The following is a 20,181-nucleotide window of genomic DNA, read 5'->3' as shown; positions in this document are numbered from 1 at the left end:
GGTGGCCGCCGTCCTCCGCCTCGTCCTGGCCGGCGTCCGGGGCGGCAACCGGGCCACCGCGCTGGCCGCCGTCGTCGTCGCGGCGCTGGCCACCGCCGGCATCGTCGCCGGGCTGTCGGTACGGGACCAGGGCGGTCCACGGGTGGACCGGCTCTACGTGGAGGCGGGCCGGCCCGACCTGGTCGTCTACGGCACCCCGGAGGCGCTGGAGACGGTCCGCCGGGACCGGGCCCTCGCCGACTCCTCCCCCGTCGTCCGGTACGTCGCCGCCACCGTCGCGCTGCACGCCGAGCCGGTCGACGCCCGGGTCGACGCCCTGTCCGGCCCCGCTGCCACCGGCGGCAACCCGCCCGGCCGCGCGCCGACCGTCGACGGCCCCGACCCCGGTACGGGCGCCGGCCCCGGCCGGCCACTGCTGCGCACCGGACGCTGGCCGGTCCCGGGCGCCACCGACGAGGTCGTCTTCGACCGGGCCGCCGCCACGGACGCCGGGATCCGGGTCGGCGACCGGGTGGAGGTGACCGTCGCCGGCCGGCCGTACCCGCTGACCGTGGTCGGTACCGCGATCGACCTGACCGACTGCTTCCACCCCGACTGCGACCCGATCCGGCTCTTCGTCGACGCCGCCACCCTGTCCCGACTCGCCCCTGCCCCGGGCGACACCGACACCGGCGCCCCGACGTCCCCCGACCCGACCGCCGGCACCCCGACGTCACCCGCCCCGGGCCGGTCCGGGGCGCTGCTCGTCGGCCGGCTCACCGATCCGGCGGACGCCGAGGCGGTGGCCGCCCGGCTGCTCGCCGACGGTCAGGTGACCGGGGTGCAGACCTGGGCGGACACCCGGGACGACATCCTGATCCGGGACCGGATCTTCGGCGCCTCGCTCGCCGGGTTCGGCCTCTTCGTCCTCGTCGCCGCCGCGTTCGTGGTCGCGGGTACGGCCACCGCCCGGCTGCTCGTCCGACGGCGGGAGATCGCACTGCTCGCCTCGGTCGGGTACACCGGACGACAGCTGGTCGCCGGACTGGTCGGTGAGATCGTGCTGCTCGGTACGACGGGGGCGCTCGCCGGCGGGATCGCCGGCAGTCTGCTCGCCCCCTACCTCCAGGTCGGCCTGACCAACCCGCTCGGTCGGCCCGCTCCCCGGATCGCACCGCTGACCCTGCTCGGTGCCGGCGTGCTCGTCGTCCTGATCCTCGGGGTGGCGACCGGGCTGCCGGCGCTGCGGGCCGCCCGGCAACCCGCCTCCGAGGTGCTCCGGGACCGGCCACCCCGGGCTGTCACCCCGGACCGGGTCGCCCGACTGCTCGACCGGCTCCGGCTCGGCACCACCGTCCGGTACGGCATCGGCGCGGTGCTGGTCCGCCCCGGCCGTACCGCCCTGACCGCCGGGGCGGTCGCGGTCGCGGTCGCCGCGCTCGTCGTCGGCGGCGGTTTCACCGCCACCATGGACCGGCTCGTCGCCGAACCCGCGTACACCGGCGACCCGTACGACGTGGTGGTCGCGCCGGCGTCCGGCACCGACCCGCAGCGGCTGGTGGCGGCCCTCTCCGGGATACCGGAGGTAGGGGGCTGGTACAGCCAGACCGACCGGCGGGCGCTTCTCGGCGACCGGACGTTCCTGTCCCGGGCGGTCGGCGGCGACCCCGACGACGCCGGGTTTGTCGTCCGGGAGGGTCGACCGTTGCGGGCGGCCGGTGAGGCGCTGGTCGGCTACGGCCTCCTGCACCGCCTCGACCTGCGGGTCGGCGACACGGTGCCGGTCCGGGTCGACGACATCCCGCTCACCCTCACCGTCGTCGGCTGGTACAGCGAGACCGAGGACACCGGGGAGGTGCTGCTGTACCGGGCCGAGCAGCTGCCCGGGGTGCCGCCCGACGCCTTCCTGGTCAGCGCCCAGCCGGAGGGTACGCCCGGGGCGCTCGCCGCCGTACTCCGGGACCGGCTCGGCACGGACGCCACCGTCCGGATCCGGGCGTCCGACCCCGACGAACTCGGCACCTTCACGGTGGCGGTACGGCTGATGGCCGGCCTGCTCCTCGCGGTCGGTCTGGCGCACCTCGGCACCGGACTGCTGAGCGGGGCCCGGGAACGGTCCCGGGCCCTCGGCGTACTACGGGCCGTCGGCTTCACCGTCCGGCAGACCGTCGGACAGGCCGCCGCCGGTGGCGCCGCGCTCGGGCTGCTCGCCGCGAGCGTCGGCCTGCCACTCGGCCTGGTGGCCCACCGGCTGCTCGCCGACCGGGCCACCATCGGGATGGGCGCCGGCCCGGGCCTGGCCGAGGCGCCTCCGCTGTTCCTCCTGCTCGGGACCGTTCCCGGCACCGTGCTGGCCGGGGCGGTCGCCGGGGCGCTGGCCACCCGGCGACTCGCCCGACGCGCCGCGTCCGAGCTGGTGCGCTGGGAGTGAGCCGGACCGCTCAGCTACGCCGGAAGGCGTAGCGGCGGGCCGACCCCGCCCCCTGGCCGCGTCCCATCCCGGAGAAGCCCGCACCACCTCGGGGAACCGGTCCGGTGGTCGGTGCGGCCGGCCGGCTCGCGGCCGGCAGCACCGGCCGGGCCGCCTCTGACGACTCGGCCACCGCCGCGTCACCGGCGCCGGCCGACGTCGGGCCCGCCGACTTCCCACCAGCCAGCTGATCGCCGGCCAGTTCCCTGCCGGTCGGTTTGGTGACGGTTGCGGACTTCCGCCCACTCCTGGTCTTTCGCTTGGCCGCCATACGGCGCCTCCTCGTTGGTCTCAGGACCGCCCTGCGGCGGTGGAACGACGGGACAGTGCCCCGGGAAGGTCCTGTGTCCTGAGGATGCCGTGACGGCGGAGAGTGCCGAACTGGCGGGAGGAAACGGACGCCCGGAGCGCACAGACCACGCGGCAAGCGGCAAGCGGCAAGCGGCAAGCGACAGTGGCAAGCGGCAGCGCGGGTCCGGCTCTGCTGAAGGGGCGTCAGTTACGCATGGAGCCACAGTAACCGGCCGGGCCGGCCGGCGCAGCCCGTTTTCGCCACGCACCGCCGACTGAGTCTCCGGGCCGGCCCGGAGACTCAGACCCGGGACGTCTCCGGGGCGACCGGGTTCGGCAGCGCCCCGCCGAATCGCCGGTCCCGCTGGGCGTACAACTCGCAGGCGTACCAGAGGTGCCGGCGGTCGAAGTCGGGCCAGAGCGTGTCGAGGAAGATCAGCTCGGCGTACGCGCTCTGCCAGAGCATGAAGTTGGAGGTGCGCTGCTCGCCCGAGGGCCGCAGGAACAGGTCGACCTCCGGAACCTCGGGGTGGTAGAGGTACCGGGCGATCATCTTCTCGTTCACCTTGCCCGGATCGACCCGGCCGGCGGCGACGTCCCGGGCGATCGCGGCGGCGGCGTCGGCGATCTCGGCCTGACCGCCGTAGTTGACGCAGAACTGCAGGGTCAGCGTCGAGTTGTCCCGGGACATCTCCTCGGCGGTCTGCAGCTCCGAGATCACGCTCTTCCAGAGCCGGCCGGCCCGGCCGGACCAGACCACCCGGACGCCGAGGTCGACCAACTGGTCCCGGCGCCGTCGGATCACGTCCCGGTTGAAGCCCATCAGGAAGCGGACCTCGTCCGGCGAGCGCCGCCAGTTCTCGGTGGAGAACGCGTACGCCGTCAGGTAGGGGATGCCCAGTTCGATCGCGCCCTCGATGGTGTCGAAGAGCGAGTACTCGCCCTGCTCGTGCCCCTTGGTCCGGGGCAGGCCCCGCTCCTTCGCCCACCGGCCGTTGCCGTCCATCACGATCGCCACGTGTCGGGGCAGCGCCTCGGCGGGCAGCGCGGGCGGCCGGGCACCGGACGGATGGGGAGTCGGTGGACTCGGCTGTCGACGGTTTCCCCGGCTCAACGCTCGACTCACTGTGTTTCCCTCGCTCCGTCCCGCACGCCGTTCGATCCTCTGTCGACCAGCGGCAAAGAGCGTAACCCCCGCTCCAGATGCCACTGCAGGTGTGCCGCCACCAGACCGCTGCACTCCCGGCGGTGTGCCGGCTCGGCACGGTCGGCGATCCGCCAGTCCCCGGAGGTGAGCGCGGCCATCAGCTCGATGGTGGCGGGCGCCGGATGGGCGGCGCCGGGCGGTCGGCAGTCCGGGCAGACACAACCCCCGGCCGGTACGGAGAACGCGCCGTGCCGCCCCGGCGTGCCGCAGACGGCGCAGGCGACCAGAGCCGGTGCCCAGCCGGCCAGCGCCATGCCCCGCAGCAGGTACGCGTCGAGCACCAGGGTGCTGGCGTGCTCCCCGTCGGCGAGCGCCCGCAACCCGCCCAGGGTCAGTTGGAACAGCCGCAGCGACGGCTCCCGTTCCACCGGGGTGAGCCGTTCCGCGGTCTCCACGATCGCGCTGGCCGCCGTGTACCGGGGGTAGTCGTCGACAAACCGCTTGCCGTACAGCTGGATTCCCTCGACCTGGCTGATGCTGTGCAGCGAACTGCCCTGCTCCCCCTTCGGGTCACCGGCGAGCTGCAGGTCGACGTGCCCGAACGGCTCCAGCCGGGCCCCGAACCGCGACGTGGTCCGCCGTACGCCCCGGGCGACCGCCCGGAGCCGGCCGTGCCGGCGGGTCAACAGGGTGATGATCCGGTCCGACTCGCCGAGTTTCTGGGCGCGCAGCACCACCGCGTCGTCGCGGTAGAGCTGGCGGCGGTACCCGGGCATCCGCCCATTGTCCCCTGCCCGCCGGAGACGATCACGGGCCGGTCCGGGCTGAGTGTCGCCGGTTCGGGCTCAGGGTCCGGCTCAGGGTTGTGCTCAGGGTGCTGTCCTGACCTGGATCATGGGGTTACCCGGATGTCCAGCCCGCCCCTACCGCCGTAATCTGCGGACATGTCAGTCCACCGCACCACCCTCGCCGCAACCGCCGGAGTCGTCGCGATCGCCACGCTCGGCGGATGCTTCCCGAGCAACCCGCTCACCGAGCACCGCGTCGAGTTCCGCGACACCGAGCAGACCACGATCACCGAGATCCGGCTCTCCCCCGGGGCCGGGGACCTGACCGTACGGACCGCGCCCGACCAGAAGGACGTCGGCATCAACCGGATGGTGCGCTACCACTCCGGCGGCTCGGACAAGGCGACGTACCGGATCGAGGACGGCGTCCTGTACGTCGACACCGACTGCGGCCAGCGGTGCAGCGTGTCGTACGACATCCTCGCCCCGCAGGGCGTGACGGTGCGCGGCGAGAACGGCTCCGGAAACGTCACCCTGACCGAGGTGGCGGCGGTGGACATGACAGTCGGTTCCGGCGAGGTCACGGTCTCCGGCGCGACCGGCACGGTCCGGGTCGAGACCGGATCCGGCAACATCGACCTCAGTTCGGTGTCCGGGGAGGTCACCGCCCACGCCGGCTCCGGCGACGTCGAGGGGCGGGAGCTGGGCGGCGGGCGGCAGGTGCGGGTGGAGACCGGCTCCGGAAGCATCGACCTGTCCCTGGCCAGCCCCGGATCCGTCCAGGCCCGGGCGTCCAGCGGTGAGGTCGAGTTGTCCGTGCCCGCCGGCAGCTACCAGGTACGGACCAGTACCAGTTCGGGCACGGTGCACAGCGACGTACCGAACGACCCGGCCGCGACGGCGGTGCTCGACGCCAGCACCGGCAGCGGCGGCATCACCATCCGACAGCGCTGAACGGCCCTCGGGAACGGTCCTGGCCGCGCGTGCTCACACGTCGAGCCGCTGCCGCAGCTTCTCCCGCATCCCCGCCGGGAGGTGCGGCACCGACAACAGGCGGGGCAGCAGCTCGGGCTCACGCGTCCAGGCCCGGAACCCCTCGGCGACGCTCACCCCGTGTTCGGGGCGGTCCAGCACCGTCACCCCGTCACCGGCCCGGACCTCGCCCGGCTCCACCACCCGCAGGTAGGCCCCCGGCCGGGCCTGCTCGGTGAACCGCCTGACCCACTGCGGTTCGGCCATCTTGAGCTGGAACGTGGCGCACGGGATGCGGGCGAAGGTGACCTGCAGCACCAGCGTCTCGCCGATCCGCCACCGCTCGCCGATCACCGCGCCGTTCACGTCAAGTCCGACCGTGGTGAGATTGTCGCCGAAGATGCCACCGGGCAGGTCGCGGCCGAGCTCCGCCGCCCACCAGTCGTAGTCCTCCCGGGCGTACGCGTACACCGCCTGGTCGTCACCGCCGTGGTGGGCCACGTCGAAGATCTGGTCGCCGACCAGCCCACTGCCGAGGCCGGTGGTCTTCGGGCCCGGCGCCCGGACCGGCACCGGCCCGTCGACCGGCTGCTTCCGGATTCCGGTGACCCCGACCCCCTTGGCGCTGTTCGGCTCCGGCACCGCCAGGTTGACCGACAGAATCCCGCCCATCCGCACACCCTTTCCACTGGTCCCCGGGAACGGTACGCGGTCCAGTGCCGCCCGCCGAGCGGATTTCGGGTGGTCACCGCCGCCCGCCGAGCGGATATCGGATGGTCAGTGCCGCTCACCGAGCGGATATCGGGTGAACTGCGCCCCGAGCAGCCCGTTGGTGCCGACCTCGTCCGGCAGCGGTCGGGCCCGGTCGGCGTACGGCTCGGCGTCGTCGCGCGGCTCGTAGCCGATCTCCCGCCCCTCGGTCAGCGACCACCACCGACGGCTGTTCCGGCTGACGCCCCAGAGCACGCGGAACCCGGTCGCGCCCGTACGCAGGCAGACGTCGACCAGGCGCGCGCAGTCGTCCGGGGAGAGCCAGCCGTCGAGTCCCCGCAGCCCCGGCGGCTCCGGGAAGCAGGCCCCGATCCGCAACGCGAAGACGGTCATCCCGAACCGGTCCGCGTAGAGACTGCCGAGCGACTCGACGGCCGCCTTGGTCCAGCCGTAGTAGGAGTCCGGTCGCGGTGGCACCCCGGACGGCACCCCGTCCGGCCCGATCGGCGCCACCACCCCGGGCGGCTCCGGGCTGCTGTCAGGCTGGCGGTAGAAACCGGCGGCGTGGATCGAGGAGGCAAGTACGACCCGGCGCACCCCGGCCGACCGCGCCGCCTCCAGCACGTTGCGGGTGCCGGTCACGTTGACCGTCAGCAGCCTTTCCCAGGTGTCCTCGGTCGGGATCGCCGCCAGGTGCACCACCGCGTCCACGCCGGCACAGGCCGCCGCCAGCGCCGCCTGCTCGGCCAGGTCGGCCCGGACCAGCTCCACCCGCTCACCCGGACCGGCCGCCTCCTGGTCGACGACGTCGAGCAGGCGCAGGATCCGGTCCGTGGCGGCGAGCCGCGGCCGCAGATATCCGCCGATCCGGCCACCCGACCCGGTGACCAACACCCGTTCCGGCACGTCTACCGCCCCTCGCCGTGACGACGACCCCGCCCCGGTCGGGTTGGGGGCGGATCGCCCGCGTCGGGATCAAGCCTGACCGCCCAGAGCGGGTGATCGGCCCCCAACCCCCACCCGGAACCGGCTCAGAAGCCGAGCTTGCGGAGCTGCTTCGGATCCCGCTGCCAGTCCTTCGCCACCCGCACGTGCAGGTCGAGATAGATCCGGGTGCCGAGCAACTCCTCGATCTGCTGCCGGGCCCGGATGCCGACCTCCTTGAGCCGGCTGCCCCGGGCACCGATCACGATCGCCTTCTGGCTGGACCGCTCGACGTACACGTCGGCGTACACCTTCGTCACCCGGTCCTCGGGAATCATCTCCTCGACCACCACCGCGATCGAGTGCGGCAGCTCGTCGCGGACGCCCTCCAGCGCCGCCTCCCGGATCAGCTCGGCAACCAGCACCTGCTCCGGCTCGTCGGTGAGCATGTCGTCCGGGTAGAGCTGCGGAGACGGCGGAAGATGACCGGTCATCACGTCGACCAGCGTGTCGACCTGGTGGCCGGAGACCGCGCTGACCGGCACCACGTCCGCGAACTCGCCCAGCTCGCTGACCGCGAGCAGCTGTTCGGCCAACCGCTTCCGGTCGACCAGGTCGGTCTTGGTCACCACCGCCAGCACCGTGGCCTTGAGCTCGGCGAGCTCGCCGGTGATGAACCGGTCGCCCCGGCCGATCGGCTCGTCGGCCGGGATGCAGAGGCCGATCACGTCGACCTCGCTCCAGGTCTGCCGGACCAGGTCGTTGAGCCGCTCGCCGAGCAGCGTACGGGGCCGGTGCAGGCCGGGGGTGTCCACCAGGACCAGCTGCGAGTCGGGCCGGTGCAGGACCGCCCGGATCACGTGCCGGGTGGTCTGCGGCTTGTTCGAGGTGATCGCGATCTTCTGGCCGACGATGGCGTTGGTCAGGGTCGACTTGCCGGCGTTCGGGCGGCCGACGAAACAGGCGAAGCCCGCCCGGTAGTCGCCGCCTGCCTGGCGGTTCGCGGTCACTCGACCACCGTGCCGAGCACGGTGCCGTCCGGGGCGGCCACGTGCACGGGGGCGTCGGTCGACAGGTCCCGTACCGCGGCGTGCCCGGCCCCGTCCAGCGTGGACGCCTCGGTGACCACGGCGGCGGCCTCGAGCCGGGTGGCTCCGGCGGCGACCGCCGAGGCGACCGCCAACTGCAGCGCGGTGATGGTCAGCGACGGCAGCGACACGCTGGCCGCCGCGTAGGTACGCCCGTCCTGGTCGCGGACGGCCGCACCCTCGACCGCGCCGATCCTGGCCCGGGCTCCCCGGGCCAGGACCACCAGCTTGTTGTCCTCGGCGCTCAACTCGACCGCCGGTGGCGCGGTCGGGGCGGGGGACGACTCAGGCATCAGCGGGTTGCCTCTCCTCGGACCGGGAGTGTTCCTCCCGGGTCGGTTGTGCCGCCCGGAACTCGGGATCGGTACGGGTCTGCTGGTCGGGGTCCCGGTCGCCGTCCCGGTCACGCGAACGGTCCGGGTCCCGGTCACGCGAGCGGTCGTGGTCCCGGTCGTCGGTCTCGGTCACCCGACGGACCAGTACGGAGTCGATGTGGTTCCGCCGACCTGTGGTGCCCTCGGCGAGCAGCCGCAGGCCGCCCACCTCCGCCTCGGCCCCGGGGATCGGCACCCGGCCGAGCGCCTGGGCGAGAAGTCCACCGACGGTCTCCACCTCGTCGGCCGGCAGCTCCACGTCGAACAGTTCGCCGAGGGTCTCGACCGGCAGCCGGGCGGTGACCCGGACCTCGTTGTCGTCGAGCCGCTCGACCGGCGGCCGTTCGACGTCGTACTCGTCGGTGATCTCGCCGACGATCTCCTCCAGAATGTCCTCGATGGTGACCAGGCCGCCGGTGCCGCCGTACTCGTCGACGACGATCACCATGTGGGTCCGGGCCGCCTGCATCTCGGAGAGCAGGTCGTCGACCGGCTTCGACTCGGGCACGAAGGTAGCCGCCCGCATCACCTCGGCGACCGGCCGCTCCTCGCCGTCCGGGGCACCGCCCCGGGTCTGCCGGATCACGTCCTTGAGGTAGAGCACGCCGAGCACGTCGTCGACGCTCTCCCCGATCACCGGGATCCGGGAGAAACCGGAGCGGAGGAAGAGCACCAGCGCCTGGGACAGCTTCTTGTCCGCCTCGATCCAGACCATCTCGGTACGCGGCACCATCACCTCGCGGACGATGGTGTCGCCGAGCGCGAAGACCGAATGGATCATCTGCCGCTCGCCGTGCTCCACCACACCGCGCTGCTCGGCCAGGTCGACCAGCTCCCGCAACTCCACCTGGGTGGCGAACGGGCCCTCCCGGAACCCCCGGCCGGGGGTGACCGCGTTGCCGATCAGGATCAGCAGCGAGGCGAGCGGGTTCAGCACCCGGCCCAGCCAGCGGACCACCGGCGCGGTGACCCGGCCGACCGCGTACGCGTGCTGCCGGCCGATGGTGCGCGGCGCGACACCGACGACCACGAAGCTGACCACGGTCATCGCGCCGGCGGTGACCAGCGCGGCGGTCACGCCGGCGCCGAAGGTGTCGACCGCGACCAACGCGACCAGCACCGTCGCGGTCAGCTCGCAGAGCAGGCGCAGCAACAGCAGCAGGTTGATGTGCCGGGCCGCGTCGGTGGCGACGATCTGCAGGGTACGGGCCCCGCGTACGCCGTCCCGGGCGAGTTCCCCGGCCCGGGCCGGGGAGACCGCGCCCAAGGCCGCGTCCGCCATCGCGACGATCCCGGCGAGTACCACCAGGGCGGCGGCGAAGAAGATCAGCTGCAGGTCGGGCAGGCCGGTTGCCGGGGAACCGGCCGCGGCCAGCGGGGCGGACGGGAGGCCCACCGCGCCGGCCAGGGTGGCTAAGTGACCGGGCATCAGTGGGCCCGGGTCGCGCGCCAGCCGTCGAGGAGGCGGGCCTGCAGTCCGAACATCTCCCGCTCCTCCTCCGGCTCGGCGTGGTCGTAGCCGAGCAGGTGCAGCACACCGTGCACGGTCAACAGGTGCAGTTCGTCGGCGGCCGAGTGCCCGGCGGTGGCGGCCTGCTTGGCGGCCACCTCCGGGCAGAGCACGATGTCGCCGAGCAGCGCCGGCTCGCCGCCGTTCACCTCACCCGGCCCGTGGTCGACACTGCCCTCGTCCATGGGGAAGGCGAGGACGTCGGTGGGTCCGTCCCCACCCATCCAGCGGTGGTTGAGTTCGGTCATGTAGTCGACGTCGACGAGCAGCACCGACAACTCGGCCAGGGAGTTCACCCCCATCTCGTCGAGGGCGTACCGGGCGACGGCGAGCACCGCGTCGGTGTCGACGGGCGTACCCGACTCGTTGGCGATCTCGATGGACAACTTGTTTCTTTCCTCTGCTGCAGTCAGCGGCGGCGGCCGGCCCGGCCGCCGTGGGCGGTACGGCCCGGCACGGCGTGCACGCCCTGGCCCTGCTGGGACTCCCGTTCGGCGTCCCAGCGGGCGTACGCGTCCACGATCTCACTCACCAGCCGGTGCCGTACGACGTCGGAGCTGGAGAGCTGGGCGAAGTGCACGTCGTCGACGCCGTCCAGGATCTCCCGTACGGCACGCAGCCCGCTGGTCGTCCCGCCGGGCAGGTCGACCTGGGTGACGTCACCGGTGACCACGATCTTGGAGCCGAAGCCCAGTCGGGTGAGGAACATCTTCATCTGCTCGGGCGTGGTGTTCTGCGCCTCGTCGAGGATGATGAACGCGTCGTTGAGCGTGTTGTGGGTGACCAGGAAGTCGTCGGTGACATACAGCGAGTCCTCCGCCGCAACCTGGATGCACATCGTCTCCTGCACGCCGGCCGGGAGGATCGAGTCGATGTAACGCATCGGCCGACCACTGCCGTGCTGCTCGTACAGGCGGCGCTTGCGGGCCAGACGGAACGGTGGGACGCCCTCGGGCAGCCGGATCTCGACGACGTAGGCATCGGCCCGGTACGGAACGGGACGCCCCTTGGCCAGGCCGGGCTTGCGCCCCTCGGCCGGGCGGACCCGCCACGAGGCGACCCCGCCGAGCGACCGGACCAGGAAGACCACGTCGTCGCGCAGCCGCGGGGAGGTCGTGCTGTACTGCACCCGACAGGTGCGCCCCGCCTGGGCGACCGGCCCGCCGTCGCTGTCCAGCAGTCCCTGGAGGACGGCCAACCGGACGTCCACGCTGTTGTTCCGGTACACGTCGGGCACGAACTTGGTCCCGGACTTGCTCCCCGCCAGGCCCAACTCGCGGAGCGCGACCGTCACCGGGTTCGCGACGATCACACCACCGCGATGGCCGTTGACGTGCCGGAGGACGTAGTCGACCTCACTCTTACGGACCAGTTCGATGTCGACGAGCGCCGCTTCGAGCGCGACCGCGAGCTCGGGATCCGACGTCGCGAATCCGGGAGTCGACCGGGACGAGATGGAGCCGTCGCCGAGCAGCAGACCGAGCGCGTACGGGTCGAGCGGTACGTCCCGGGATTCCATCTGCACCGGCGCCACCACCGGGAGTTCGTACCGGTGGATGTGGCCACGCCACTCCTGGCCGATCATCTCCTGGGTCTCCAGGGTCCGCCGGACCCCGCGCCGTTTGTCCTCCGGAGTCGCGACGGTCCAGAGGTGCTCGCCGCAGCAGAGGGTCGACGCCCCGTCCTGGGTGGTGACGCGGTAGACCTGCTTGGGTCCCTGCGGGTAGATGCCGATCACCGGCGTGGGCATCCCGTTCGAGCCGATGACCAGGTCGCCGATCCGAAGCGACCCGAACGGCTTGAATCCCTCCGGCGTGAGGACCCGGGCGTCGTACGGCTGTGCACGGCCCCGCATGTATGCCAGCGGGGCGACCTCGATCGTCCCGGCGGCCATCAGCTTCGGGATCGACTCGGGGTCGAGCATGTCGTGCAGCGCGTCGTAGAGCGGGCGCAGGTACGGGTCGATCTTCTCGGAGAGGGTGCCGGGCAGGAAGCCGAGCCGCTCGCCGGCCTCGACCGCCGGGCGGGTCAGGATGATCCGGTTGACCTGCTTGGCCTGCAGCGCCTGGACGGCCTTCGCCATCGCGAGGTACGTCTTGCCGGTACCGGCGGGGCCGATGCCGAAGATGATGGTGTGTTGGTCGATCGCGTCGACGTACCGCTTCTGGCCGAGGGTCTTGGGCCGGATGGTGCGTCCGCGCCGGGACAGGATGTTGAGCGTCAGCACCTCGGCGGGGCGCTCGGTGCCGCCCTGCTCGATCATGCCGAGGGTACGCCGCACGGCGTCGGTGGTCAGGGTCTCGCCTTTCTCGATCAACTCGAGCAGCTCGGTGAAGAGCCGCTCCGCGAAGGCATTGTCGCCGGGGGCGCCGGTGACGGTGATCTCGTTGCCCCGGACATGCACGTCACTGGTGATCGACCGCTCGATCAGTCGCAGGATCTCGTCGCCCGCGCCGAGCAGATTAACCATGATCTTGGGGTCGGGGACCGTGATCCTGGTCTGCACCCGGGGCTGCCCGGGGGGTGGGGTACCGGTCATGGGTCGGGCCAGCGGCCCTGTGCCACCTGCTCTCGATCTCGGTGCCGCGCCCTGGTGGCGCAGCGTGCGAACGTTGCAGTCATCGTATCTGTTCAACACCGACGGCACGCTGCCCATTTCCGCCGGGACGGTCAGCCGTGTCAGGTGTCGGCAAGGGGCCCCATCGGGTACCGAAAACGATGATAAGGGCCCGTTCCCTACACCTGGCGGAAGTTGAAGCGGTCGAACGTCTCCTGCTGGCGGGTGAACCGGTAGGTCGCCCAATGCAGCACGACCACGTCGCCGCGGTCGTCGCGGGTGAGACGGAGGAGTTCACCGACCTCCCGACCGGAGACCGTCCGCAGCACGTCGGGGCGGTCCGGGAGGGGTTCGAAGACCGCGGGCGGCTTGCCCGCCGGGTCGTCGGCGGCCCGGGCCCGCAGGGTGCCGTCCCGCCAGTGGAAGACGTACTCGAAACCCTCGCCCCACCAGCGGCCGAGCATCCCCCGGTACGGCGGCGGCGCCGGCTCGCCCGGAACCCACGGCATGATCTCGGCCGGGTCGTCCTCGGCGGAGGCGGCCAGCAGCTGGTGGCTCAGGTCGTTCACCGCCGTGCCGGTGCCGGAGGAGCCGAGCACGGCGCAGCCCAGCGCCGGCGGGCCGGCGGTGCCGCCGCGCCGACCGTAGACGCTGGCCAGGAAGCCCGGCATCGCGCCGTCGTGCCCGACGTGACTGATCCGCTCGCCGCCGGCCGACCGCACCCCGGTCGGCCCGGTCTGCGGCACCAGGATCAGACCGAGGCCGAACCCGGCGGACCAGAGCGCCTCGTCGGTGGTGGTCGCCGGCCAGCGCATCTCGTCGAGGGTCGCCGGACGGAGCACGGCGCCGTCCGGGTCGACCGCCGCCGGGTCGGCCAGGAAGGCCGCCCAGCGGGCCATGTCCGCGGCGGTGCTCCAGAGCTGGGCGGCGGGCCCGACCGCGCCGAGGTCGGTGTTCGGCTCCGGCCTGGCGTGGTCGGAGTAGGCGTCGACCAGGAAGCCGGTCGCCGCGTCCGGCGGCGGGGCGAGGCTGGTGTCGGCGAGCCCGAGCGGGCGCAGGATCCGGTCGGCAAGGACCTCGGCCCAGGCACCGCCGCGCAGCCGGGCGACGACCTGGCCGGCCAGCGCGACGCCGAGGTTGGAGTAGTGGAAACGGCGGGCCGGGGGCAGCACCCGCTCGGCCCGGGCCAGGTCGGCGAGAAGTTCCGTCACGTCCGGAGTGTGCAGGGTGTCCCAGATGTCCCCGTACGGCTCGCGTTGCACCCCGGAGGTGTGTGACAGCAGCCGACGTACGGTCAGTTCCCCGTGCGCCGGGACGTCGAGATGTGCCGAGATCGGGTCGTCGAGGTCGAGCAGCCCGTCGTCGCGGCACTGCATCACGAGGACCGCGGTGAAGGTCTTGGTGACCGAGCCGATCCGGAAGGCGGTCCGGCTGCTCAGCGGGGCGTCGTTCCCGGTGGTGCCCACCGTGCAGGTCCAGAGCGGCCGGTCGGCCCGGTGCAGCGCGACCGAGACCGCCGGTATCCGCGACTCCGCCTGTGCCTGCCGCACCACACGCTCGTACCGCTGACTGATCCCCATCGCCCATCGCCCCCTCGTGCCAGGCCAGGACACTGGTATACCGGCTGGTCCGCCGGCCCCCGACACCGGGTGCCGGCGGGGCGCCGGGTCAGCGGGACCGCATCGGTCCGAGCGGCTCGCCGCCGAGCACGTGCGCGTGCGCGTGAAAGACCTCCTGGCCGCCGTACGGGCCGGTGTTGAAGATCAGGCGGAAGCCGTCGGCGAGCAGCCCCTCGGTCTCCGCCACCACCGCCGCCGTGCCGAGCACCTCGCCGGCCAGCGCCGGGTCCGCCTGGGCGAGCGTCGCCACGTCGGCGTAGTGCTCCTTCGGGATCACCAGTACGTGCACCGGTGCCTGCGGCCCGATGTCCCGGAAGGCCAACGTGTTCCCGGTCTCCCGTACCACGGTCGCCGGGATCTCCCCGGCGACGATCCGGCAGAACAGACAGTCGCGGTTGCTCTCCATGCCCGGCATCGTAGGGTGTCGTCCCGGCCGCCCGGCGCCTCCCCGGCCGCCGGGTCGGGCGTGCCGCGTCTGTCGGGCGGTGACCGGGAGTACGGCGGCGCGCGGTCGAACCAGTTGGGCGGGATTGGCTCTGTCCCGGCCGGGTCGGGACTGGCGACCCTGGACACCATGACCGTCTTCGCGTCGAGCCCGATGACCACCCTGATCGACGTTCCGGTGCGCTACGACCTCGCCGAGAGCACCTGTCCGCCGTTGACCGCCGGTGACCTCGCCGGAGCCGAACTGGTCGCGAACCTGCCGCTCGGCTACGGCACGTCCCGCGGCGACGCCGAGCTGCGGGCACTGGTCGCCGCCGACACCGGGGTCGCGCCGGACCAGGTCCTGGTGACGGTCGGCGCGATCGAGGCGATGTTCCTGGTCGCGCAGGCCACCTGCGGGCCCGGCGACCGGGTGCTGCTCGCGACACCGTGCTTCCCGCCGGCCCGGACCGTGCCGGAGGGGCTCGGGGCGCGGGTGGACGTCCTGCCGCTGTCGTTCGACGACGGCTATCGGCTGCCGTTGGACCGGCTGGCCGGCGCGCTGACGCCGGCGACCCGCCTGGTGTCCGTGGCGTCACCACAGAACCCGTCGGGCGTCCGGTTCACCGAGGAGGAGCTGCGTACGCTGCTCGCCGTCGTCGCGGAGTCCGCGCCGGAGGCCGTACTGCTGGTCGACGAGACGTACCGCGCCGCCACGTACGGTGGGTCACCGGTCCCCCGGTCGGTCGCCGCGCTGTCCCCGCGGATCGTCACCTGCTCCTCGCTCTCCAAGGCCCACGGGGCGCCGGGGCTGCGGGTCGGCTGGTTGACCACGACCGACGCCGACCTCTACGAACGCCTCCGGGAGGCCAAGTTCCTCAGTACGATCGCCTGCCCCACCCTCGACGAGTTCCTCGCCGCCCGGCTCCTCCGGCGGCAGACCGAACTTCTCCGGCCCCGTGCCGCACGGCTGCGGCAGGCGCTCGACGAGCTGGTCGGCTGGGCCCGGGCACACCGGCTGGAGATCGTCGCGCCGGACGGCGGCGCGATGTGCTGCCTGCGTCTGCCGGCCGACCGGTTCGCCGACGACACCGTCGCGGAGTTCCACGCCCGCCTCGCCGAGCGGGACACCCGGGTCGCGCCCGGCTCCTGGTTCGGCGAGTCGGACCGGGTCTTCCGGGTCGGTTTCGGCCACCTGCCGCCCGCCGACTTCAGCGCGGCGCTCGACCGCCTCGCGGACGCGCTTCCCCGGCAACGGAGCACGGCGGAGGCTGCGGCATGATGATCAGATGACGGGACGTGCGGTACTGGTGACGGGGGCCTCCCGGGGCATCGGGCGGGCGGTGGCGACGGCCTTCGCCGCCGGCGGGGACCGGGTGGCCGTACACCACCGGGACTCGACGTCACTGGCCGAGCAGCTCGTCGCGGACCTGCCCGGCGACGGACACGTCGTGGTCCGGGCCGACCTCGCCGACCCGGGCGAGGTACGGAGCATGGTGGACGAGGCGGCGGAGCGGCTCGGCGGGCTCGACGTACTGGTCAACAACGCCGGGGTGTTCGGCGGGGTGGACGACCCGCACCCGGTCTTCGGGACCTCCTACGAGCAGTGGCAGCGGCAGTGGCGGCGGATCCTCGACGTCAACCTGCTCGGGGCCGCCAACACGATCTGGTGCGCGGCGCCGTACCTGCGCGAGCGGCGGGGCCGGATCGTCAACGTCTCGTCCCGGGGCGCCTTCCGCGGCGAGCCGACCCAGCCTGCGTACGGGGCCAGCAAGGCGGCGTTGAACTCGCTCGGGCAGTCGCTGGCGGTGGCCCTCGCCCCGTACGGCATCGCGGTCGCCACGGTGGCGCCCGGTTTTGTCGAGACCGACATGACCAACGAACACCTGAAGGCACCGCGCGGGGACGCGATCCGGGCGCAGAGCCCGTTCAACCGGGTGGCCCGCCCGGAGGAGATCGCCGCGGCCGTGCACTGGCTCGCCTCGCCGGAGGCGGAGTGGGCCTCGGGCACGATCGTCGACCTGAACGGCGCGTCGTACCTGCGGACCTGAGCTTCCGACCGGAGCCCGGTCAGCGGTCCCAGTCGTGCAGTACCGCCTGCGCGTAGGCGACCCGGTGGTCCAGCCGCCGGGGGTCGAGGTGGTAGACCTTGTTGACGCCCCGGTACTCCAGCGCCGTGCCGTGTCCCGGCGCACGCCACCGGGTCCGGGTCGGCCCGTCCGGCATGTCGCCGCCGCCGGAGCTGAGGATCATGGACACCACGATGGCGGCGTAACACGGGATCCACAGTGGCGCGAACACCACGTACACCAGCCAGGTGTACCAGCTGCCGACCCGGCCGGTGTAGGTCGGCGCACCGGGGGCGGCGGGAGTCAGGGTCCACCGGATCCGGCGCGGCCACGGCCACGGCCACGGCCAGAACCGGCCGGGCCGGCGGGTGATGGTGGCCAGTGGGAAACCGTCCGGCCCGCTGACCTGGTAGCTCTCCGGTCCGGTCGGCTGGACCGTGCAGAGGATGTTGTTGTCCGGCAGGCTGCGGATCGTGAACGGTAGCCGGGGCAGGACGACGGCCTTCTTCGCACCGCGCGGCGCCGAGGCCCGGGCGAGGTTGAGGTTGTGCCGACCGGCGCCCCAGGTCTTGATGTCACCGTTGCCGCCGTGCACCGTCAGCCCGAACGACCAGCGGGATTCCGTCGCGCCGTCCGGGTCGTACGGTCCGGCCTGGTGTGTTGTTCCGATCCCGTCCACGCCGGGCATGCTTTCATGATCGACTCAGCGGGTCAACGGAGGCGCCGGCCGGTAGCCTTCCCTACACTCGGTCGATGGGACGAGAGATCGAAGCCGCGGTCGAGCGGGCCCTGTCCGCACTGGACCTGGCGACGAAGGTACGGCTCCTCTCCGGTCGGGACTTCTGGACCCTGCCCGGCATACCGGAGATCGGCCTCGGTCCGCTGGTGATGTCGGACGGCCCGATCGGCGTACGCGGCATCCGGTGGCAGCCGGACAATCCCTCGATCGCCCTGCCCAGCCCGACCGCGCTCGCCGCCACCTGGGACCCGGGACTGGCCCGGCGGGTCGGCCGGCTGCTCGCCGCCGAGTGCCGCCGCAACGGCATCCACCTGCTGCTCGCCCCGACCGTCAACCTGCACCGCAGCCCGCTCGGCGGCCGGCACTTCGAGTGCTACTCGGAAGATCCGCTGCTCACCGCCGAGATCGGCGTCGGTTATGTGACCGGGTTGCAGGAGTGCGGGGTCGGCGCCACGGTGAAACACCTCGTCGCGAACGACTCGGAGACCGAGCGGATGACGGTCGACGTCCGGGTCTCCGACCGGGCACTGCGGGAGCTCTACCTCGCCCCGTTCGAGCGGATCGTCGCCGCCGGCGTCTGGGCGGTGATGGCGGCGTACAACGGGGTCAACGGGGCCACCATGACCGAGCACCGGCCACTCCTGACGGACCTGCTGAAGCGGGAGTGGGGGTTCGACGGGATCGTCGTCTCGGACTGGACCGCCGCGCGGAGCACGGTGGCCAGCGCCGACGCCGGGCTCGACGTGGTGATGCCGGCCGCCGGCGACCCGTGGGGCGACGCGCTGGTCGCCGCGGTCCGCGCCGGCACCGTCGCCGAGACCGTCGTCGACGACAAGGTACGTCGGGTGCTCCGGCTCGCCGCCCGGGTCGGACTGCTCGCGGGAGCGCCGGAGAACGCCGGCGCGATGCCGGAGCGGGACAGCGCCGGCGCGGTGCCGGAGCGGGACGGCGCCGCCCTGGCCCGCGAGGTGGCGACCCGGTCGATCGTGCTGGCCCGCAACACCGGTGACCTGCTGCCGGTGGACGCCGGGCGGCTGCGCCGGGTCGCGGTCCTCGGTGCGCTCGCCGACGACGCCCGGATCCAGGGCGGCGGAAGTGCCCAGGTCTCGCCGCCGTACGTGGTCTCACCACTCGCCGGACTGACCGCCGCCCTGCCCGACGTCGCCGTCGACCACGCGGTCGGCGCCGACCCGCGCCCCCGGCTCCGGCCGGCCGGCGGCCCCGGCTGGGGCCCGATCGTCGCCACGTTGCGGGCCGCTGACGGCCGTGAGCTGCACCGGGCGGAACTCGATCGGGCGACGGTGCGCTGGATGGGTGAGCTTCCCGAGGGGGTGCCGCCGGTCGAGGTGGACCGGGTGGAGATCACCGCCCGGTACACGCCGTCGCGCGGCGGCCGGCACCGGTTCGCGCTGCACGGTTTCGGGGAGTTCCTGCTCTCGGTCGGGGGCGTGGAACTCTTCGCCGGTCCGCTCTTCGACGACGCCGACGGCCCGTCAACGGTCTTTTTCTCCACCGTGGAGCGCCGGTTCGACGTGGCGCTGACCGCCGGCGAACCGGTCGAGGTGCTGGTCAGCCGGACGGTGTCGCGGGAGCGGAACGGTTTCGTGTCGGTCAGCCTCGGCCACCAGGCGCCGACCGGGAACCGGGCCGGCGGGCCGGCCGAGGACGGCGAACCGGACGGCGACGAGGCGGAGGCGCTGCTGGTCGAGGCGGTCCGGGTGGCGGCCGACGCCGACCTGGCGGTGGTGGTGGTCGGCACCACCGAGGAGGTGGAGTCGGAAGGCTTCGACCGGAGCACGCTGGCCCTGCCGGGCCGACAGGACGACCTGGTCCGCCGGGTGACGGCGGCCAATCCCCGTACGGTGGTCGTGGTGAACGCCGGCTCCCCAGTCCTGATGCCCTGGGTCGACGAGGTGGCGGCAGTCCTGCTCACCTGGTTTCCCGGCCAGGAGGCGGGACATGCGCTCGCCGACGTCCTGCTCGGCCGGGCGGAGCCCGGCGGACGGCTGCCCACCACCTGGCCGCGTCGTCCCGAGGACTGTCCCGCGCTCGACGTCACCCCGGTCGACGGCGTACTCGACTACTCCGACGACGTGCTCGTCGGCTACCGGGGCTGGCGGGCGGAGCCGCTCTTCCCGTTCGGGCACGGGATCGGCTACACCGACTGGGCGTACCGGTCGCTGTCGGTCGAGGACGGACCGGCCGGGCCGGTCGCGGTGGTCACCGTGGCGAACACCGGTCGCCGCCCGGGCGCCGAGGTGGTGCAGCTGTACGTCGGCCCGGCGCACCCGGAGCCCGACCGGCCGGTACGGTGGCTCGCCGGTTTCGCCCGGGCCGAGGCCGACCCCGGTGAGCCGGTGACCGTACGGGTGCCGCTGCCGGTGCGGGGCTTCCAGGTCTGGACGGAGCACGGCTGGCGTACCCGGACCGGTCGTTACCGGCTCGAGGCGGCCCGCAGTGTCGCCGACCGACGGCTCAGCGTCCTCTTCGAGGTCTGACCGGTCACGGGACGCCGGCCCT

18 protein-coding genes and 2 pseudogenes are annotated in these 20,181 nt (G+C 73.1%); 5 read left to right on the top strand and 15 right to left on the bottom strand.

Annotation, left to right across the window (positions count from 1 at the left end; all coding sequences use genetic code 11):
• Position 1 precedes the first annotated feature (1 nt).
• The gene (locus ABGB21_RS17405) at positions 2 to 2,410 is read left to right on the top strand and encodes an ABC transporter permease (protein ID WP_347654070.1); all 2,409 of its coding nucleotides are present in this window, start codon (positions 2 to 4) and stop codon (positions 2,408 to 2,410) included.
• Between the two features lie 10 nt (positions 2,411 to 2,420).
• Here the strand turns inward: ABGB21_RS17405 and ABGB21_RS17400 are convergent, their stop codons facing one another.
• The 3 genes from ABGB21_RS17400 to recO form a co-directional block, all read right to left on the bottom strand.
• Positions 2,421 to 2,720: a hypothetical protein gene (locus ABGB21_RS17400; protein ID WP_347654072.1), complete on the bottom strand. Its 300-nt coding sequence runs from the start codon at positions 2,718 to 2,720 to the stop codon at positions 2,421 to 2,423.
• A 321-nt stretch (positions 2,721 to 3,041) separates the two neighbouring features.
• Complete coding sequence (locus ABGB21_RS17395) at positions 3,042 to 3,866, bottom strand: isoprenyl transferase (RefSeq protein WP_347654074.1); 825 nt, start codon at positions 3,864 to 3,866, stop codon at positions 3,042 to 3,044.
• Positions 3,863 to 4,663, bottom strand: coding sequence for a DNA repair protein RecO (gene recO, locus ABGB21_RS17390; protein WP_347654075.1), 801 nt, complete (start codon positions 4,661 to 4,663; stop codon positions 3,863 to 3,865). The genes ABGB21_RS17395 and recO overlap by 4 nt, the downstream gene beginning before the upstream one ends.
• A gap of 168 nt (positions 4,664 to 4,831) precedes the next feature.
• Between recO and ABGB21_RS17385 the strand changes: the two genes are divergently transcribed.
• Positions 4,832 to 5,629, top strand: coding sequence for a DUF4097 family beta strand repeat-containing protein (locus ABGB21_RS17385; protein ID WP_347654077.1), 798 nt, complete (start codon positions 4,832 to 4,834; stop codon positions 5,627 to 5,629).
• Positions 5,630 to 5,662: 33 nt separating this feature from the next.
• On the opposite strand, the gene ABGB21_RS17380 is transcribed toward ABGB21_RS17385, so the two are convergent.
• The 11 genes and pseudogenes from ABGB21_RS17380 to ABGB21_RS17330 all read right to left on the bottom strand — a co-directional run bounded on the left by ABGB21_RS17380 (position 5,663) and on the right by ABGB21_RS17330 (position 14,836).
• The gene (locus ABGB21_RS17380) at positions 5,663 to 6,319 is read right to left on the bottom strand and encodes an MOSC domain-containing protein (RefSeq protein ID WP_347654079.1); all 657 of its coding nucleotides are present in this window, start codon (positions 6,317 to 6,319) and stop codon (positions 5,663 to 5,665) included.
• Between the two features lie 105 nt (positions 6,320 to 6,424).
• Entirely contained in the window at positions 6,425 to 7,264 is an 840-nt protein-coding gene (locus ABGB21_RS17375) for an NAD(P)-dependent oxidoreductase (RefSeq protein ID WP_347678536.1), read from the bottom strand.
• 125 nt (positions 7,265 to 7,389) lie between these two features.
• Positions 7,390 to 8,292, bottom strand: coding sequence for a GTPase Era (era, locus tag ABGB21_RS17370; RefSeq protein ID WP_347654083.1), 903 nt, complete (start codon positions 8,290 to 8,292; stop codon positions 7,390 to 7,392).
• Positions 8,289 to 8,663, bottom strand: a complete 375-nt coding sequence (locus ABGB21_RS17365; RefSeq protein ID WP_347654085.1) for a cytidine deaminase — start codon at positions 8,661 to 8,663, stop codon at positions 8,289 to 8,291. The genes era and ABGB21_RS17365 overlap by 4 nt, the downstream gene beginning before the upstream one ends.
• Positions 8,656 to 10,173 carry a hemolysin family protein gene (locus ABGB21_RS17360; RefSeq protein WP_347678534.1) on the bottom strand — a complete coding sequence of 506 codons (1,518 nt, stop codon included), beginning with the start codon at positions 10,171 to 10,173 and terminating at the stop codon, positions 8,656 to 8,658. The genes ABGB21_RS17365 and ABGB21_RS17360 overlap by 8 nt, the downstream gene beginning before the upstream one ends.
• Positions 10,173 to 10,640: an rRNA maturation RNase YbeY gene (gene ybeY, locus ABGB21_RS17355; protein ID WP_347654088.1), complete on the bottom strand. Its 468-nt coding sequence runs from the start codon at positions 10,638 to 10,640 to the stop codon at positions 10,173 to 10,175. Before ybeY ends, ABGB21_RS17360 begins: the two co-directional genes overlap by 1 nt.
• 23 nt (positions 10,641 to 10,663) lie before the next feature.
• Positions 10,664 to 11,137, bottom strand: a complete 474-nt coding sequence (locus tag ABGB21_RS17350) for a PhoH family protein (protein WP_347654152.1) — start codon at positions 11,135 to 11,137, stop codon at positions 10,664 to 10,666.
• Between the two features lie 153 nt (positions 11,138 to 11,290).
• Positions 11,291 to 11,773, bottom strand: a pseudogene (locus tag ABGB21_RS17345) (LAGLIDADG family homing endonuclease); the annotation flags it as partial.
• A gap of 324 nt (positions 11,774 to 12,097) precedes the next feature.
• A pseudogene (locus ABGB21_RS17340) lies at positions 12,098 to 12,793 on the bottom strand (PhoH family protein); the annotation flags it as partial.
• 197 nt (positions 12,794 to 12,990) lie between these two features.
• Positions 12,991 to 14,391 (bottom strand): serine hydrolase domain-containing protein, encoded by a 1,401-nt coding sequence (locus ABGB21_RS17335; RefSeq protein ID WP_347678532.1) that lies wholly within the window; start codon positions 14,389 to 14,391, stop codon positions 12,991 to 12,993.
• A gap of 88 nt (positions 14,392 to 14,479) precedes the next feature.
• Positions 14,480 to 14,836: a histidine triad nucleotide-binding protein gene (locus tag ABGB21_RS17330; RefSeq protein ID WP_347654092.1), complete on the bottom strand. Its 357-nt coding sequence runs from the start codon at positions 14,834 to 14,836 to the stop codon at positions 14,480 to 14,482.
• 168 nt (positions 14,837 to 15,004) lie between these two features.
• On the opposite strand from ABGB21_RS17330, the gene ABGB21_RS17325 reads away from it, so the two are divergent.
• Both ABGB21_RS17325 and ABGB21_RS17320 read left to right on the top strand, forming a co-directional pair.
• Entirely contained in the window at positions 15,005 to 16,135 is a 1,131-nt protein-coding gene (locus ABGB21_RS17325) for a pyridoxal phosphate-dependent aminotransferase (RefSeq protein WP_347678530.1), read from the top strand.
• 7 nt (positions 16,136 to 16,142) lie between these two features.
• On the top strand, positions 16,143 to 16,904 hold the full coding sequence (locus ABGB21_RS17320) for an SDR family oxidoreductase (RefSeq protein WP_347654096.1): 762 nt from the start codon (positions 16,143 to 16,145) through the stop codon (positions 16,902 to 16,904).
• Between the two features lie 19 nt (positions 16,905 to 16,923).
• Here ABGB21_RS17320 and ABGB21_RS17315 read toward each other — a convergent pair whose 3' ends face one another.
• Positions 16,924 to 17,610: a hypothetical protein gene (locus tag ABGB21_RS17315; protein ID WP_347678528.1), complete on the bottom strand. Its 687-nt coding sequence runs from the start codon at positions 17,608 to 17,610 to the stop codon at positions 16,924 to 16,926.
• A 65-nt stretch (positions 17,611 to 17,675) separates the two neighbouring features.
• On the opposite strand from ABGB21_RS17315, the gene ABGB21_RS17310 reads away from it, so the two are divergent.
• Positions 17,676 to 20,159, top strand: a complete 2,484-nt coding sequence (locus tag ABGB21_RS17310; protein ID WP_347654099.1) for a glycoside hydrolase family 3 C-terminal domain-containing protein — start codon at positions 17,676 to 17,678, stop codon at positions 20,157 to 20,159.
• Positions 20,160 to 20,181: the final 22 nt, after the last annotated feature.

The organism is Plantactinospora sp. B24E8 (assembly GCF_039871735.1).
GTDB lineage: Bacteria > Actinomycetota > Actinomycetes > Mycobacteriales > Micromonosporaceae > Plantactinospora.
This window is presented reverse-complemented; position numbering and strand designations above follow the sequence as displayed.